The 15,649-nt window shown below is 41.6% G+C and carries 16 protein-coding genes; 1 reads left to right on the top strand and 15 read right to left on the bottom strand.

Annotation, left to right across the window (positions count from 1 at the left end; translation table 11 throughout):
* Window positions 1-114: 114 nt before the first annotated feature.
* The 10 genes from KZX55_RS02260 to KZX55_RS02305 all read right to left on the bottom strand — a co-directional run bounded on the left by KZX55_RS02260 (window position 115) and on the right by KZX55_RS02305 (window position 8,835).
* A complete protein-coding gene (locus KZX55_RS02260) occupies window positions 115-846 on the bottom strand; it encodes an NAD-dependent protein deacylase (protein ID WP_248023530.1) in 732 nt (243 codons plus the stop codon).
* 144 nt (window positions 847-990) lie between these two features.
* Window positions 991-1,701: a purine-nucleoside phosphorylase gene (gene deoD / locus KZX55_RS02265; protein WP_248025042.1), complete on the bottom strand. Its 711-nt coding sequence runs from the start codon at window positions 1,699-1,701 to the stop codon at window positions 991-993.
* Between the two features lie 221 nt (window positions 1,702-1,922).
* Window positions 1,923-2,633 carry a type 1 glutamine amidotransferase gene (locus KZX55_RS02270; protein ID WP_109289934.1) on the bottom strand — a complete coding sequence of 237 codons (711 nt, stop codon included), beginning with the start codon at window positions 2,631-2,633 and terminating at the stop codon, window positions 1,923-1,925.
* Window positions 2,634-2,637: 4 nt separating this feature from the next.
* Entirely contained in the window at window positions 2,638-3,447 is an 810-nt protein-coding gene (locus KZX55_RS02275) for a purine-nucleoside phosphorylase (RefSeq protein ID WP_109289933.1), read from the bottom strand.
* Window positions 3,444-4,004: a DUF1697 domain-containing protein gene (locus tag KZX55_RS02280; RefSeq protein WP_248023532.1), complete on the bottom strand. Its 561-nt coding sequence runs from the start codon at window positions 4,002-4,004 to the stop codon at window positions 3,444-3,446. Before KZX55_RS02280 ends, KZX55_RS02275 begins: the two co-directional genes overlap by 4 nt.
* Window position 4,005: 1 nt before the next feature.
* The gene (locus KZX55_RS02285; RefSeq protein WP_049479720.1) at window positions 4,006-5,217 is read right to left on the bottom strand and encodes a phosphopentomutase; all 1,212 of its coding nucleotides are present in this window, start codon (window positions 5,215-5,217) and stop codon (window positions 4,006-4,008) included.
* Window positions 5,218-5,240: 23 nt separating this feature from the next.
* Window positions 5,241-5,924, bottom strand: a complete 684-nt coding sequence (gene rpiA / locus KZX55_RS02290) for a ribose-5-phosphate isomerase RpiA (protein WP_049505712.1) — start codon at window positions 5,922-5,924, stop codon at window positions 5,241-5,243.
* A gap of 105 nt (window positions 5,925-6,029) precedes the next feature.
* Window positions 6,030-6,959: a peptidase U32 family protein gene (locus KZX55_RS02295; protein WP_248023534.1), complete on the bottom strand. Its 930-nt coding sequence runs from the start codon at window positions 6,957-6,959 to the stop codon at window positions 6,030-6,032.
* 126 nt (window positions 6,960-7,085) lie between these two features.
* A complete protein-coding gene (locus KZX55_RS02300; protein WP_248023536.1) occupies window positions 7,086-7,766 on the bottom strand; it encodes an ABC transporter ATP-binding protein in 681 nt (226 codons plus the stop codon).
* A gap of 13 nt (window positions 7,767-7,779) precedes the next feature.
* Window positions 7,780-8,835 carry an ABC transporter permease gene (locus tag KZX55_RS02305; protein WP_248023538.1) on the bottom strand — a complete coding sequence of 352 codons (1,056 nt, stop codon included), beginning with the start codon at window positions 8,833-8,835 and terminating at the stop codon, window positions 7,780-7,782.
* Between the two features lie 384 nt (window positions 8,836-9,219).
* On the opposite strand from KZX55_RS02305, the gene KZX55_RS02310 reads away from it, so the two are divergent.
* Window positions 9,220-9,510 (top strand): DUF3270 domain-containing protein, encoded by a 291-nt coding sequence (locus KZX55_RS02310; protein WP_248023540.1) that lies wholly within the window; start codon window positions 9,220-9,222, stop codon window positions 9,508-9,510.
* 63 nt (window positions 9,511-9,573) lie between these two features.
* On the opposite strand, the gene KZX55_RS02315 is transcribed toward KZX55_RS02310, so the two are convergent.
* From KZX55_RS02315 to KZX55_RS02335, 5 genes are all read right to left on the bottom strand, one after another.
* Window positions 9,574-10,911 carry a sensor histidine kinase gene (locus tag KZX55_RS02315; RefSeq protein ID WP_248023542.1) on the bottom strand — a complete coding sequence of 446 codons (1,338 nt, stop codon included), beginning with the start codon at window positions 10,909-10,911 and terminating at the stop codon, window positions 9,574-9,576.
* Window positions 10,901-11,575, bottom strand: a complete 675-nt coding sequence (gene ciaR, locus KZX55_RS02320; RefSeq protein WP_000590630.1) for a two-component system response regulator CiaR — start codon at window positions 11,573-11,575, stop codon at window positions 10,901-10,903. The genes KZX55_RS02315 and ciaR overlap by 11 nt, the downstream gene beginning before the upstream one ends.
* A 110-nt stretch (window positions 11,576-11,685) precedes the next feature.
* Window positions 11,686-14,232: a M1 family metallopeptidase gene (locus KZX55_RS02325; RefSeq protein WP_248023549.1), complete on the bottom strand. Its 2,547-nt coding sequence runs from the start codon at window positions 14,230-14,232 to the stop codon at window positions 11,686-11,688.
* A 120-nt stretch (window positions 14,233-14,352) separates the two neighbouring features.
* The gene (locus KZX55_RS02330) at window positions 14,353-14,793 is read right to left on the bottom strand and encodes an ASCH domain-containing protein (RefSeq protein ID WP_248023551.1); all 441 of its coding nucleotides are present in this window, start codon (window positions 14,791-14,793) and stop codon (window positions 14,353-14,355) included.
* Window positions 14,790-15,638: a putative PEP-binding protein gene (locus KZX55_RS02335; protein ID WP_033584228.1), complete on the bottom strand. Its 849-nt coding sequence runs from the start codon at window positions 15,636-15,638 to the stop codon at window positions 14,790-14,792. The genes KZX55_RS02330 and KZX55_RS02335 overlap by 4 nt, the downstream gene beginning before the upstream one ends.
* Window positions 15,639-15,649 lie beyond the last annotated feature (11 nt).

The following is a 15,649-nucleotide window of genomic DNA, read 5'->3' on the forward strand; positions in this document are numbered from 1 at the left end:
TTTGATTTTCTCAGCCAGTTTTTAATAACTCTAAAAGAGCGAGATAGTGGTCAATAAATGAGATAGTTTTCTCTTTCAAGTAACAAGGTTTTGTTGCTATCTTCTAAAATTCTTTTATTGTCTCAATTTCGAAAAGACTTCCCCAATCTTACCTTCAATGACCAATGTAGCTTGGCTGTCTTGTGGAATACTGGTTTTATTGATAAGGACCAGATTTGTCCCAGAAAAATAGTTTACTAGGCTAGCTGCAGGATAAACAACTAAGGAAGTCCCACCAATAATCAACAAGTCTGCTTGCCGAATAGCTTGTGCAGCTTGACTAAAAACATCCATGTCAAGTGATTCTTCATACAAGGTCACGTCAGGCTTGACCACCTTGCCACAGTCTAAGCAGTGGGGAACAGGTCCCTCGAGGGCCAGAAAAGCAGTTAAATCATAGAAACGTTGACAACCTAGGCAGTAATTTCGGTCCGCGCTCCCATGCAATTTAAAGACTTTTTGGGAGCCAGCCATTTCATGAAGACTATCAATATTTTGTGTCACAACAGCCTTTAGCTTGCCTGTTTTTTCCAAAGCAGCTAGATAAGTATGAGCAGCATTAGGCTTGGCTTCTGGATAAATCAGGTATTTCTTATAAAAGTCAAAAAAATCTTCTGGATAGCGCTCAAACATGGTCCGAGAAACGAGTTGCTCTGCTGTAAAATGACGGCCTAACTGATGACTATAAACACCATCTGAACTACGAAAATCTGGGATATTAGACTCGGTTGACACTCCTGCCCCTCCAAAGAAAACAATCCGTTGGCTTTGATCTATCAAATCTTGTAATTGTTCAATTTTATCCATCACATTTCTCCTTAAGCTGTGTTCTAAAAAAGTTGAAAATCAATAGTTGGATTTTCAACTCTTTCTTTATCATTGCTTAGATATTGAAAATAGATCACTTACAACAGTTCTTGTAACTAATGTAATTGAAAAGCTATTCTCTGATTACTCTGCAATCAAGGTTTCCAAGCCGACCTTCATCATATCGGTGAAAGTGTTTTGGCGTTCTTCTGCAGTAGTGTCTTCATCTGGATTGACCAAGCTATCAGAAATGGTCATGATAGCTAGTGCATCGACGTGGTGTTGGGCAGCAAGATAGTAAAGAGCTGCTGCTTCCATTTCCACAGCCTTAACTCCCCATTTACCAAGCTCGATGTTCTTTTCAAAGTAGTTTGAGTAAAAGACATCTGATGACAAAACGTTCCCAACGTGGGTAGTCATTCCGAGTTCTTTGGCGATATGGTAGGCCTTATCTAGTAAATCAAAGCTAGCGATTTGTGGAAAATCATACTGTGGCCAGTCGTTGCGGATGATGTTTGAGTTAGTCGCAGCTGCTTGCGCCAAGACCAATTCACGGACATGAACATCCTCATTTAACGAACCCGCAGTTCCCACACGGATCAATTTTTTCACACCGTAGTCCACAATCAACTCACGCGCATAAATCGAAATAGACGGCATCCCCATACCAGTTCCCATGACAGATACACGGTGACCCTTATAAGTACCAGTGTAACCAAACATGTTACGCACTTCGTTAAAACAAACAGCATTTTCAAGGAAATTCTCCGCAATAAACTTAGCACGAAGAGGATCCCCCGGAAGAAGAATTTTATCAGCAATTTCACCCTGCTTAGCAGCAATATGGATAGACATAGTTAAGATATAAAGGGCGACAGAGAACAAAGTAAAAATAGGAAACTGACGACGCATCGCAGATGCTAGACAGTTTATCTTTTTTACACAGTTCTCCGCCCGTATTCAGTTCAGTGAATACAGTTTACCCATCCTTTCTTTCTTGATTTTAAATTTAAATATTTCGTAGAACAGTTAGCCCGAGTTTGACTATAGCTCAGATACTCTGCTTTCTGTAGTTCCTAGTTTACCAATGAATCTAAAAATGCATACAGTTTTGCATTCATTTCAGAATAATCGTTTCCACGTAATTCTTCTGGTGTTTGAACAAAAGGCAACTTTTCACTTTGCTCTCTTAATTTCTCCTCACCATCCGCAGTAATTAAAAGTTCTACTGCATCTGGATCAAATTCCAAATGAGCCTGAAAGGCATAATGTTTCGGACTGAAGCGAATAATCTGACGTGGACAACCTTGACTCGTCGCCAAGACGACAGCATCCTCTGTCAGCCCTGGCATATCACCATGCCAGTGGCTAGTTTCTATGGTTTCTCCGAACAAGCTTACATGAGGATCTGTTAAACCTTGCATCGTCAATGTCACAGGATAAACGCCAATCTCGCGCTCAGGACTGTGCTCATACTCCGCACCATAGGCAACAGACAGGAGCTGCGCACCAAGACAGACACCAACAATATAAATATCTGCAGCAATCGCTTCTTTCATAAAAGCAAGCTCAGCCTTAGGGTCATAGTATGGGAAGTTTTCTCTATCCTCATCAGGTGATTGAGGACCACCCATAACAATCAGAAAATCAATCCCGTCAATTGTTTCAGGAAGAGGTTCTTTTTCATAAACCTTTGTTGATGTAATGTGATGACCTCGTGCCAGAGCCCATTTTAGATAAGCACCTGGAACTTCAAAGGTCTCGTGTAAAATAAAGTGAACTCTCATGACACTACAATTCAGCAAGAATAGCTTTAACCAAGCCTTTGAAGTCACCTTTGACACGTTCAGTCACTTCTACAACTTCTTCGTGGTTGAGTTCTTCTTGGAAACCAGCAGCATGGTTAGTAATACATGAAATACCGAGAACTTTCAAGCCTGAGTGAGCTGCCACAATAACTTCAGGAACAGTGGACATACCAACTGCATCTGCTCCCAATGTCTTATAGGCACGAATCTCTGCTGGGGTTTCATAAGTCGGACCTGTTACACCAATATAGACACCTTCATCAAGCTTGATACCAAGTTTCTTAGCCACTTCATGGGCAGTAGCACGATATTCTGGAGTGTAGGCTTTAGACATATCTGGGAAACGTGGACCAAAGTCATCCAAGTTTTCACCCATCAATGGATTCTGCCCCGTCATGTTGATATGGTCTGAGATAGCCATCAAAGTACCAGGACCATAGCCAATACCACCAGCTGCATTGGTCACAATGACACCTTCACATCCGAGGACTTTCATCACACGTACTGGGAAAGTCACCACTTCCAGAGGATTGCCTTCGTAGAAATGGAAACGACCTTGAAGAGCCAAGACCTTGCGACCTGCAAGTTCTCCATATACCAATTTACCAGCGTGACCAACTACTGTTGAGCGGCCCCAGTTTGGAATCTCAGCATAGTCTACTACAACTGGATTTTCGATTTCTTCTGCCAATTCTCCAAGTCCTGATCCAAGGATTAGACCGAACTCAGGCGCTTGGATTCCCTTGTCTTTCAGGAAAGCAGCTGTTTCCTTGATTTTATCTAAAAATGTCATTGTGTATCTCCTTTATTATTTTTTAACATTTGACCGATTTTGTCAAAGGTTTTTGCATTGCGAATGGTGATATTGCGATAAAAAGGCATCTTGAGCAAGTGCTTGTGATAGGCAGTTGCATAGTAGGATTTTTCAGAGAATTTCCCCCAGAAAATCCCAAGTCTTCCAAAATGAACCACTTCATCTTTCAGTTCCAAACTTTCAACTTTCTCAATGACTTGATCCACATCCAAGCCTTCTGTATAAAAGAGGACATCTTTTCGAGCCAGATCTTTGGTCCACCATTCAAGCAGATTTTCAAGTTCCGCTTCAAAGTCCTCAAGACTCAGCAAAGAAAAGCTCTGAATAAATGGATAATGGACTGCAAAGAAAGTCTCTAACTTTTCAACCAATTGGGCTTTGGCATCTGTAGAAGTAAAGAAAATATTGCCACTGTTGATGTAGGTCTCAACCTTCTCCAAACCCAACTCTGTCAGTTCTTGACGAAGCTCCGCCATAACAACCTTATTTTTCCCACCGACATTAATGCCCCTTACCAGTAAAGCATAGCGCGTCATCTTATACCAATTTATCTAAGAAACTTTCCCCAATCATGGCAGTTTCAACACCAAAGTTATCCGCAACTGTCGCTGAGATATCTGCAAAATGTCCAACTGGAATGACACCATTTCCCTTAAAGCTAGGGCTGTAAGCTAAAAGTGGGATATATTCACGAGTATGGTCTGTTCCTGCATAGGTTGGGTCATTTCCATGGTCAGCAGTAATCAAGAGAAGGTCATCCTCTCTCATAGCTGCGATAATTTCAGGCAAGCGTTCATCAAACTCATGCAAGCAATCACGGTAGCCATGAGCATTGCGACGGTGTCCATAAAGGGCATCAAAGTCAACCAAGTTTGTGAAGGAGAATCCTTTTTCAAACTCAGCAAGTCCCATGGTCTTCAATAATGTATCAATTCCGTGGCTGTTTGACTTGTTGTGGCCCATGTCATGATTGATACCAGCTCCGTTAAAGATATCGTTGATTTTACCAACAGCGTAAGTATCGATACCAGCTTCATTCAATTTATCCAAAACAGTTGGTGCAAATGGGGAAACGGCCAAGTCACGACGGTTTGCTGTACGAGTGAAGTTTCCTGGTTCACCAACATATGGACGGGCAATGATACGACCTAGAAGAGCAGGACGTTCAAGTGTAATCGAACGAGCATATTCACAGATACGGTACAATTCATCCAAAGGAATGATGTCTTCGTGGGCAGCAATTTGCAAAACAGGGTCAGCTGAAGTATAGATAATCAACTCCCCAGTTTCCATCTGACGAGGTCCGAAATCATCGATAACAGCCGTACCTGAGTAAGGTTTGTTGGCTTCACGAATGACCTTACGTCCTGAAAATTCTTCTATCTTTGTCAAGATTTCTTCTGGGAATCCGTTCCAGAAAGTATCGAAAGGCTCGGTAATGTTGAGTCCCATGATTTCCCAGTGACCAGTCATGGTATCCTTACCTAAAGATACTTCTTCCAATTTTGTTGCATAACCTGTTGGATTGCTTTCAGCTGGTACCGTCTTCAGAGGCGTTTCGCGAGGAATATTTCCTAGTCCGATTTTAGCCATGTTTGGCACATTCAAACCAACTGTTTTGGAAATGTGTCCCAGTGTGTCAGAAGCTCCATCTGGAACCCCTGCATTGACAAAGTTATTGGCATCTGGCGCAGCACCGATTCCCACAGAATCCAGTACCACCAAGTGAATACGATTAAATTTTGACATAGTTTGTCTCCTTATTATGTTGATTAGTTTGCTTTTGTTGAAGTTAAAATCTGAACACCATCTCGTCCCGCTACAATGACCTTATCCACCATTTGGTTGAACAAGCCATGCTCTACGACACCAACGACATGGTCCAATTCTTGCCCGAAGGCAATTGGATCTTCAATGACATCCAAGGCTAGGTCAATGATAAAGTTCTGCATATCGGTCACAAAACGTTGACCGTCTTTTTCACGGAAACTTGGTTTGTAGCCAGCTCGCTCAAAACGACGAAAAACCTGTTCTGCGCCATACTGAACCACTTCTACTGGCAATTTAAAAGCACCTAGTTTCTCTACCAGTTTGCTTTCATCCACCACCCAAATATATTCTTTTGAGGGCGTTGCGACAACCTTCTCCATCAGAAGGGCACCACCACCGCCTTTGATTCCGTTAAACTGGCTATCTACTTCATCCGCCCCGTCAACCGTCACATCGACAAAATCCACTTGATCAATCGACTTGAGCGGGATGTTTAGTCCTTCAGCCTGTTTACTGGTCACACTGGAAGTTGTCACAGCAGTAATCTGCAAACCTTCTTCCTTAATCCGACGACCAATTTCTTCGACAAAATAATAGGCAGTAGAGCCAGTTCCCAGACCGACTACCATACCATCCTTGACAAACTCAGCAGCCTTGATACCTGCCATCTTTTTCAGATTCTCCACTTAAACACCTCCATTAAAGAGCTACTTTTATTATAACATGTATCCGTTTTTATTTCATGAATACACTTGAAAAACCCGAACATTTTTATTTCGGGTTTTGGTGTCCTATTTAACCATATCGGGATCGTAATCATAGAATCCTGTGTCGAGGAAACGGTTTTTAGGGTGTAACTTGCGCACTTCCTCATCTAACAAGAAGGCTTGGTCATGGCTGAAATTTCCCTCTTGGATCAAGCTACGCGCTTGAATAAAGAGTTTTGCAATCTCCACAAAGTTTTGACCTGGGGTGTAGAGACCTTCTAGCTTCCAGTGAGTAAAGCCGTGATCCACCAACTCTGTCAATTTGGTCATCAAATCAAGGTCATTGTTGGCAAAGATATGGGTACCATGATTGTCTTCAAAGATAGAGTAATGGCTCTCTGGGTCACTTGGCTCTGCCAAGAAGAGGTCACGTTTACGCGTCTTTTCGTCATCGATATGCGTAAAGTTATAATAGTTTTGCAAAAGTGGTCGCTTAGAATGGTGAATGACACTAGCTCCGTAAACCAACACTTCAGCCGGAATTTCCAAAATCTCAGGCATCTTGAAGAGTTCAGCAGATGGAATTTCACGCGCCAAAACAGCCTCAGATGCGCCAGCCTTTTGTCCCCAGAAGTTAATTTGACGACTACTTGTCACCATGGTTGAAGCATCGTAAATGGTTTTAAAGGAATAGCCATCACGGTTGACTACGTAAAAAACGCCTGCATCCCCAACAGTAATATAGTCTGTCTTGATTTCTTCCAAGAAGTCTAGGAAAGGCTTGATACGGTTCATCATATCTTGGTGCATGAGGGCATTAACTGCAACAATCAATTCCTTGCCTGCTTCATGAACCAACTTAGCAATCTCACGCAATTGGTCATAACTAAAGGTTGTTGGCAGACGAAGACCAAAATCTTTCTCACCGACATAGATACGGTCTACACCAGCTTCAAGCAGTTGTTCAACTTGTTCAATACTTTCAGCAGTTGCTGTAATGATAATCTTTTCCATAAGAAAAATTATACCACATTTCTCAAAAATCAGCTATGAATACTAGTAGTTTTATAAAAAGTCAAAGTCATTTTTTAAAGGTTGCAATCAAAAAAGTGAACAGTAACTTGTACCATTCACTCTTTTTTATGCATGTGTTTCTTCAACTAGGTGGCCATCGTTCATGACATAAATACGATCAACCTTATCAAGAAGACGAGTATCATGCGTAATCATAACAACTCCTCTGCCTTGTTCATGGGCAATGGTAGCCAGCATCTCCGTTACTTGGTAAGCACGCTCGGTGTCTAGACTAGCTGTCGGCTCATCTGCAAGCACAATGCTTGGATTGTTATAGAGCGCTCTAGCAATCGCGGCACGCTGACGTTCGCCACCCGATAGAGCTTTGGGATAATGATTTTGAACTTTTTCCAAATCCAACAAGTTAAAGAGTTCTTTTCGGTCACTTTTACTATTTTTTCCCTTATCTAGTTTGTCAATCAAATCCAGCTGTTCCTTGACCGTTAGAAACGGAATTAGGTTTGAAGCCTGAAGAATGAAACCAAACTCTCTAAAACGGAGGTCTGTTTTTTCCTTCTCCGTCAAACTGCCTGTTTCCTTCCCTTTGACTAGAATCTTTCCACTCGATGCTTCCTGAAGTTGTCCTAGAGTTGTTAGAAAGGTCGTCTTTCCAGAGCCAGAAGGCCCAACAATAGCTACGAACTCTCCCGCATTTAGCTGAAAATTCGTCTCATGCAGGGCTACGACTCTCATCTTTCCTTCCCCGTAGGTTTTTGTCACTTGATTCATTTCAATCAATGCTGTCATACTATTCTCCTTATCACTCTGCAATCGCAGTAATCGGGTCCACCTTTAGCAAGCGTGGAAGTGAAATGACACCACCTAGAAGGGCCATCAAGGAAATTACCAAACTTAGGACCGAGTAGGCTATCCAACTTGGATAGAAAAAGAAGGTAGCTGGTAAGACTAAAATCACTCCTCCGATTGCCAGCAAGGCTAAAGCAATCCCCATACCAGCTAGGAGGAAGATTTGACAGAAAAGAGACCATACAATGGTTTTGATATGTATCCCTTGAGCCCGCATTATTCCATAAAGACCTAGTTTTTGGATGGTAATGATATAAACAAAAATCCCCACAATCAAGCCTGTAATGACAATCATAGCGAGAATCATTCCTGAAAATACATTAACCTGAGGTGTATAACCAGGAATTTTCGAAATCATTTTTGGAATGGAAATCTGCTTCAGTCCATCGCCAGACACTTCTATGTCATTTTTCAAAACTAAGGCAGAGATGGAACGATTGGCTTTCAAGGTTCCTTGTAAGGTCCAATAAGTTGTCAGACTCGTAAAGACAACAGGCTCGGTGAAAAATTTATTTCCTTGAGTCAGGCCTACAATCTTGTAACTTGTCTCGCTTCCATTGAGCTGAATGGCATCACCTAGCTTCATCCCATAGTTCTCAAAAGACTGATCCACGACAACCTCATCATCCCCTTCTGGGTACCTTCCCTCCGTCAAACTAGGAGAGATAAAAGAATCCCAGTTTTGAGCAAAGATGGAAACGTTGATCTTTTCACTACCATCGACTAGATTGGTCACAGCGAACATATAGCCCAATGGAGCAGCCTCTTCAGAACTCTTTTCCTTGTAGTCCTTTTCAGGAATAAAAGATGCCGTCAAATTATCATTTGCGTAGTCGGATAAAACGACACCCGTTGCTTGCCAATTATCAATAGCGGCTCGGTTGTTTCGCACAAGACCAAGAGCTAGACTGGTCATAAAAAAGACCATAAAAGCGATAAGAAAAATGGTAGTTAGAATCAAACTATATCGAAGTTTGTTTCGTACTATTTCTTTGATAGCAAGATACATGCTTATCTCCTTTTACTTTCCCCAAAGGTAGCAAGAAAGCCACCCAGTCCAATAGACAGAATCTCTGTCTTATCATCCATTCAAAACAACTCCTACCAATACTCTTCAAAAGTATCCAGGTAGCAACTTAACAAATCATCTTAGGAAAAGCCTCAGCTTGCTATCAATTTATATAAGTTATCCTTTCCTTTCTCAGTATATTTATAAAAGAGAAGGTCAGGTCATCTGTTTTAAGTGTAACATCCATGCTATCACTTTCCCCAGTAGGTGTCAAGAAGAGCGACTTAGAAGTTGATAAGAGACTTTAGTAGTTTTGTAACAATTCTGTAATAATTCTCTGCATAAAAAATGATAAAATAGTTATGTACTGTTAAGGAGAGAATCATGTCCGCAAGAAAACTAGAAGCTTATGAGTTTGAACAAACTCCCGAATCGAATCAAACTCCGCTTTATCAAGACTATACACTGGAAGCTCCTGTTAGCTCCAATTTAAAAGAAATTTTATTTTTTGTAAATATTGCTTGTTTTTGTATTTTTATGGTGTTTTTTAGTTTTATCTTTTTAGCCTTAAAATTGAACACAGCTTTATCATTTGTTACTGCTATGGGGGCAAGCTTGGCACTCCTCCAACTCCAACGAAAGATCATTAAACGAAAAATTTCAAAATCAAAATAAAGGTTGGTACCATTACCAACCTCTTTTCTAGTTATCAAAAAAGACAGTTTTAAAACTGTCTTTTTATTTATTCTTACGTTTGGGAGGAGATTGGATAGCAATCTTAACTTCAAAAATTGTTCCTCTAGGCTTGTTATCTTTAACGGTAATCGTTCCTCGTAAGGCATCAACGATTTGCTTGGCCAAAGACAAACCTAGACCAAAACCACCTTTCTGACGAGTTCTCGCCTTGTCTACACGATAAAAGCGGTCAAAGATTTTCTTCTTATCGGCAGCTGAGATCCCAATTCCGTTATCCGTTACTGATAGATAGAGGTGGCGATCCGTAGCATGGACCACAAACTCAATTTTCCCATCTTCTTCGGTATACTTGATGGCATTGTCAAACAAGATAGTCATGAGTTGTTTTAGGAGCAACTGATCGGTCATGAAGGGACGATAAATCCGATTTTCATAGTTAAAAACTCGATCATTTTCTGAAGCAATCAACTCATAGTTGGCAAAGGTCGTCTTAAAAAACTGTGGTGATACTTCTGCTATTTCTGGTTTGATTCCATCATCTCGACGTGCAAGGTTGAGAAGATTGGTCGTGAGAAAGCGCATATTGCGAACTTCTTCAAGACTCGAAGCGATACTTTCGCTGGATTCCATAATCGTTGCTTCTGGTTTTCGAAAGAGAGTCTCTAAACGATTTTGTAAAACGGCCAAAGGCGTTCTCAGTTCGTGGCTCGCATTTTCAACAAAGGACTTCTGCTTTTGCATACTTTCCAGCAGAGGTTTGACACTGACACGTGCCAGATAAACACTGGCAATTAAAGATAGGAGCCAGAAACTGGCCATGACCACTACGATTAAATGCTCATGGTTTTGGCTAATCTGCTCAAGCTGACTAGTGTTGATCAAGATTGCCGCATATTTGACATTACTTGAAACTGTGGATGAATTGGTTTCCATCAAGATCATCCGGTAGGTTTCTTCCAGACCGTAGCTATTGACAACTTGGATTTGACGAATGTGATTCAACTCTTTCTTGTCCAGCTTGATCTTATCCAAACCTAAAAAACGATTGCCCAGTAAGAGTTGGTTAAAATCCTTGTCAAAGAGCAAGACTTCCGTATTGGAGCTGACATTGGGTTTGATTTCAGCCTTGCTGGCATCCGCTGTTGCTGGTTGAATATCCTTGACTTCCTCAGTTGCCCGATTCAGGGCTAACTGGATAACCGCTTGGGGACTACTACTAAGAGCTTGGAGTTTTTCATCTACAGAAGTGTAGAGACTCGAGTGCATGACCTGGAGGATAATCAAGGTCATCGCAGAGAAGATCAGGGTGAACACTCCAAAGTTTCGAATAAAATAACTGAAATCATCCGCATACCATGTTTTTTTTAGTTTATTGAACATCTTTTAAAATATACCCGACACTACGCAAGGTTTGAAGATTTTCAGCAAAGGCTGTTCCCTTCAGTTTCTTACGAACTTTTGAGACATAGACTTCTACAACGGAAATCGTCGTATCGCTATCAAATCCCCATAGGCGGTCAAAAATTTGCGTCTTGGGAAGAATGACATTTTGATTTTGAAGGAAGTAAACTAATAACTCAAACTCTTTTCCGAGTAGTTCTACAGGAGTATCTTCCACTTTCACTTCATTCGTCGAAAGGTTGACGACAATATCTCCATAGGTCAATGTGTTTTCGTTGAACTTGCCTGAACGTTTGAGAAGGGCTTGGATCCGCATTTTGAGTTCTTCTAGATAGAAAGGTTTGGTGAGATAGTCATCTGCCCCCAACTCAAAACCATGTCCCTTGTCATCCAAACTTTCCTTAGCAGTCATGATTAGGACTGGTGTTGTAATTCCTTTTTCACGCAATTCTTTCAAGACTTGGAAGCCATTTTTTTCAGGCAACATCAGGTCAAGCAAAATCAAGTCATAAACGCCACTTTCAGCTTCGTAGAGACCTTCTTCTCCATCAAAAACCTGCATGACATCTGCAAAATCATCCAAAAAGTCAAATACTGAGTTTGACAGGCCTAGGTCATCTTCTACTAATAAGATTTTTATCATCAGAAACTCCTCCTTGTTATGATTATTATACCAAAATTGCCTTAAAAAAAACTCAACTCTCTCTTCTTTTAAGATAGAAAGTTGAGTTTTTTATTTACATTTCGAATGAATTAAGCTTTGGCATATTGGGCTACAACAGCTTCGACTGCTGCTTTTTCACGCTTAATCAAATCAACACGTGCTGCGATATCCTTGATCCCCATGCGGATGTTACGGCTAAGAGCTAGGTCAGAGAGTTGTGGTTCAAAGAATTCCTTGTACTCTGCCAAGCGTTTCTCAGTCTTAAATACATGGGCAGGTAGGATAACAAAGCTATCAAAGCTCATATCCCCACCAAGAGCTGCCTTAATCCAATCCCAGTTTTCACGCGCCCATACCCAAACAGTTTCTTGAGTTGTTTGATGATCTAGGAACTGGTAATACCAAGCAGACAAGTCTTGTGGTTTCACCACAAATTTATCCTTCCATGAGCCAATTAATGTTTGGATATTGTCAGCATCTGTACTGTAGGCCAGAGCAGCTGCCAACTGGCGTTTGAAGACAGCATCTGTCGCATGAGTGTAGAGGTCCAGATAAGTTGCGACCAAGTCCTTGGTCTCATGGTGTTTCATTTCATTGATGAGAACTTGTGCACGGATGGCTGCTGGAAGGCCTGCAAGGTTCTCCTTGTGAGCTGCAAAGATTTGGCTAGCGACTTGACTAGCTTCTGCATCATTTGAGCGAATCATCATAGAAACGGCCAACTGACGAACCAATTCATCCTCATCTGATTCTCCATCTTTGGCTTCAAAACCAAGACGGTCATAGTTGTGACGAGCCAATTTAGCAACCAGTTCTTTGAAGGCTGTTTCAGCATCCGTTCCTTCATCAATAAAGCGCTCAAGGGCAGCAATCACTTGAGAAATAGCTGAAACCACCAGATAAGACTCTTCCTTAGCAAGTTTATCAAGGACTGGGAGCAAGTCCGCATAAGAAATGTGCCCTGCTTCAGCAAGCAGACGACGTTCTTGAACGATTTGCAGTTTGCTTGTATTATCAAGTGTCTCTAGCTCAGCAAGAACAGCTTCTAACAAGTCTCCTTGATAGTCTGTAATGTAGTGGGCAGTATTTTCAGTATTGAGGCGAAGTGCTCCTTTATTTTCAGCAACAAGAGCGGCATAGCCAGGGATTTCGATGCTCTCAGTTTCAAGTGTGTCTGGCAAACCTTTCCAGTTGCTGTTGAGTGGGACAACCCAGAGACGGTTCTTGTCTTCGTGCTCACCGATGAAGAATTGTTTTTGTGAAATCTTCAAGACATCATTTTCAACTTTGACAGTGAGAACTGGATATCCAGGCTGTTCCAACCAAGAATCCATGAAGGCTGCAACATCACGACCTGATGCTTGTCCGAGGGCATTCCAAAGGTCACGACCGATGGTGTTGCTGTACTGGTGTTTTTCAAAGTAAGCGTGCAAACCCTTAGCAAAATCAGCATCTCCGAGCCAACGGCGAAGCATGTGCATGAGACGGCTTCCTTTGGCATAGACGATAGCGCCATCAAAGAGCGTATTGATTTCATCTGGGTGTTTGACTTCGACATGGACAGACTGAACGCCATCCGTCGCATCGCGTTTAAGCGCAGCTGGAACTCCACCTGTTTGGAAATCTTCAAAGATATTCCAACTTGGTTCGATGGCATCCACACAGACGTATTCCATCATGTTTGCGAAGCTTTCATTGAGCCAGAGGTCATCCCACCATTTCATAGTCACGAGGTTTCCAAACCATTGGTGGGCAAGCTCATGTGCTACAACTAGGGCAACTTGTTGACGGCTAGCAAAGGTTGAGTTCTCATCCACAACTAAGTACACTTCACGGTAGGTCACAAGACCCCAGTTTTCCATGGCACCAGCTGAGAAGTCAGGAAGGGCGATGTGGAGCGATTGAGGAATTGGATACTTAACTCCGTAGTAATCTTCGTAAAACTCGATTGAGCGAACAGCGATGTCTAATGAGAAATCAAGGTTAGATAGTGGGTGAGCTTTGGTTGAGTAGACACCTACAAGGGTACCGTTTTTAGTTTTAGCGGTCACCCCTTGCAAATCACCAGCTACAAAGGCCAACAAGTAAGATGACATACGAGGTGTTGTCTCAAACTTCCAGATGCCTGTTTCCTTACGGTTTTCTACATCAATTTCTGGCATGTTTGACAAGGCAACTTCACCTTCTGCTTGGTCAAAATGAAGAGCGAGGTCAAAAGTTGCTTTGGCTTCAGGCTCGTCCACACATGGGAAGGCTTCACGCGCAAAATGGCTTTCAAACTGAGTAGACAAGACTTCCTTCTTGACACCATCAACTGTGTAATAAGAAGGGTAAATCCCTGTCATGTTGTCTGTAATTTTTCCTGAAAAGGCGATGACCAATTCAACTTGACCAGCCTCAGCCAATTCGATATGAAGGGCTTCATTGTCATGGTCAACTGTAAACGGACGAGCTTGACCCGCAACTTCTACAGAAGCGATTTCCAAGTCTTTTTGGTGAAGGGAAATACGATCACTCTGTGCTTGACCAGTAATGGTCACCTTCCCAGAAAACGTCTTGGTCTCACGACTCAAGTCTAAAAATAAATCATAGTGTTCAGGAACAAATTGCGTAATAAAATGTTCAACTGCTTGCATAGTTTTCTCCTATTCTAAGTTTAAGAGTTTTACTCTTCTTCAAACAAACATATTATATCATGTTTTGCTTTAGAAAAAAGGATTGGACGGTAATTTCCAAAACTTTCTTCCTTCTACAGTCTACAGTGGGTAGACCTTGCGAAATTCTTCCAAAACGACCTTGCTGTCAGGTGTAAAAGTCAGTCCAGCCTCCCTCATCCACTCGGTGAAAAAGTCCTCATGAACCTGGCGCCAATAGGCTAAAGATTTGTCTCCCTCACCTTCCTTGTAGGCATGGTCTGCAGAAACTTGATTGAAAGGCTGAACGGAAACCTTGGTAATTTCGACAATGCAGACAGCCCGATTTTGACTGTCTAAAATGACATCGAAGGTTCCTTCTTGTGGAAGAGATTCGTCTTCTAGTGCGTAGAGGTCGTAGACTGAGGCGGTTGCTGTCTTTTCGCCTTTTAAAACCAAATCTGCCAAGGCATCGGCTTCCACTCCAAAAGCCCAGGCATCTATCTCATCTCCAATCGAGGGGTTAATTTGCTTGTATGCATTCCACATTTCTTGCGGTGTCATGGGTTGCTCCTTTGTAATTTTTTACTTTCTTCTTTTACACGTTTGAGGTGGTCTGGATGATCAATCTCTAAATCAAAAATCTCTGGAATAGAACTGTAGTGGATAATACACTTGATACCCATCTGATTCATTTTTTGTATGAAAGAAGCATTCAGATAGCCTGCTACAGCAAAGTCAATCTTTTTCATCTTCGCTTTATCCTGCATCTGTCTTAGCATATCTAACATAATGGGACTTTCCATATCATGCCATTGACTATTTCTCACAGTCGCAAAAACAAAAGAAGTCAAATCATTCATTCCAACTATAATCTTTGAAATACCCGTTTCCAGTATCCTGTACAAGTCAAAATAAGCTGACGGTAATTCAATCATTGTGCCGATTTTCCCAGTAAAACCATGCTGACGTAATACTGTAATAGCTTGTTTTAATTGGTCGGCATCATTGACAAAAGGAAAGATAACAGACAGATTGGGATTTGTATGATAAACTTCTGTAACGACATTTGCCTCAGCCTGAAATTCATTCGGACACGCCAGCAAACGCCTTATCCCTCTATATCCAAATAAGGGATGATTTTCATCAAAATACTCTTTAGTCCCCTTTAGACAATTAGCTTCTGTATTCGTTAATTCTGAAAAACGATACCACACCTCTTCACCAGAGTACAAGGAGCAAATGGTATCTAGATAATCTTTTACAAATTGCTGACAACTTGCTAATAGGATGTTTTGATTGAGCTCTCTCAGTAAGTATTCCCCACGAATCATACCGACGTGGTGCAATAACTGAGGAAAAACTTTTTCAGCGATTTTCTCGCCGCTAAGGGCTAGCTGGTTCTTCATAGCCATTCACC

This window comes from Streptococcus halitosis, assembly GCF_023147855.1.
GTDB classification, from domain to species: domain Bacteria; phylum Bacillota; class Bacilli; order Lactobacillales; family Streptococcaceae; genus Streptococcus; species Streptococcus halitosis_B.

Coding starts and splice junctions, on each gene's coding strand:
- KZX55_RS02260 (WP_248023530.1), bottom strand. CDS start 846: ATGGATAAAATTGAACAATTACAAGATTTGATAGATCAAAGCCAACGG.
- deoD (WP_248025042.1), bottom strand. CDS start 1,701: ATGTCTATCCATATTGCTGCTAAGCAGGGTGAAATTGCTGATAAAATT.
- KZX55_RS02270 (WP_109289934.1), bottom strand. CDS start 2,633: ATGAGAGTTCACTTTATTTTACACGAGACCTTTGAAGTTCCAGGTGCT.
- KZX55_RS02275 (WP_109289933.1), bottom strand. CDS start 3,447: ATGACATTTTTAGATAAAATCAAGGAAACAGCTGCTTTCCTGAAAGAC.
- KZX55_RS02280 (WP_248023532.1), bottom strand. CDS start 4,004: ATGACGCGCTATGCTTTACTGGTAAGGGGCATTAATGTCGGTGGGAAA.
- KZX55_RS02285 (WP_049479720.1), bottom strand. CDS start 5,217: ATGTCAAAATTTAATCGTATTCACTTGGTGGTACTGGATTCTGTGGGA.
- KZX55_RS02295 (WP_248023534.1), bottom strand. CDS start 6,959: ATGGAAAAGATTATCATTACAGCAACTGCTGAAAGTATTGAACAAGTT.
- KZX55_RS02300 (WP_248023536.1), bottom strand. CDS start 7,766: ATGACAGCATTGATTGAAATGAATCAAGTGACAAAAACCTACGGGGAA.
- KZX55_RS02305 (WP_248023538.1), bottom strand. CDS start 8,835: ATGTATCTTGCTATCAAAGAAATAGTACGAAACAAACTTCGATATAGT.
- KZX55_RS02310 (WP_248023540.1), top strand. CDS start 9,220: ATGTCCGCAAGAAAACTAGAAGCTTATGAGTTTGAACAAACTCCCGAA.
- KZX55_RS02315 (WP_248023542.1), bottom strand. CDS start 10,911: ATGTTCAATAAACTAAAAAAAACATGGTATGCGGATGATTTCAGTTAT.
- ciaR (WP_000590630.1), bottom strand. CDS start 11,575: ATGATAAAAATCTTATTAGTAGAAGATGACCTAGGCCTGTCAAACTCA.
- KZX55_RS02325 (WP_248023549.1), bottom strand. CDS start 14,232: ATGCAAGCAGTTGAACATTTTATTACGCAATTTGTTCCTGAACACTAT.
- KZX55_RS02330 (WP_248023551.1), bottom strand. CDS start 14,793: ATGACACCGCAAGAAATGTGGAATGCATACAAGCAAATTAACCCCTCG.
- KZX55_RS02335 (WP_033584228.1), bottom strand. CDS start 15,638: ATGAAGAACCAGCTAGCCCTTAGCGGCGAGAAAATCGCTGAAAAAGTT.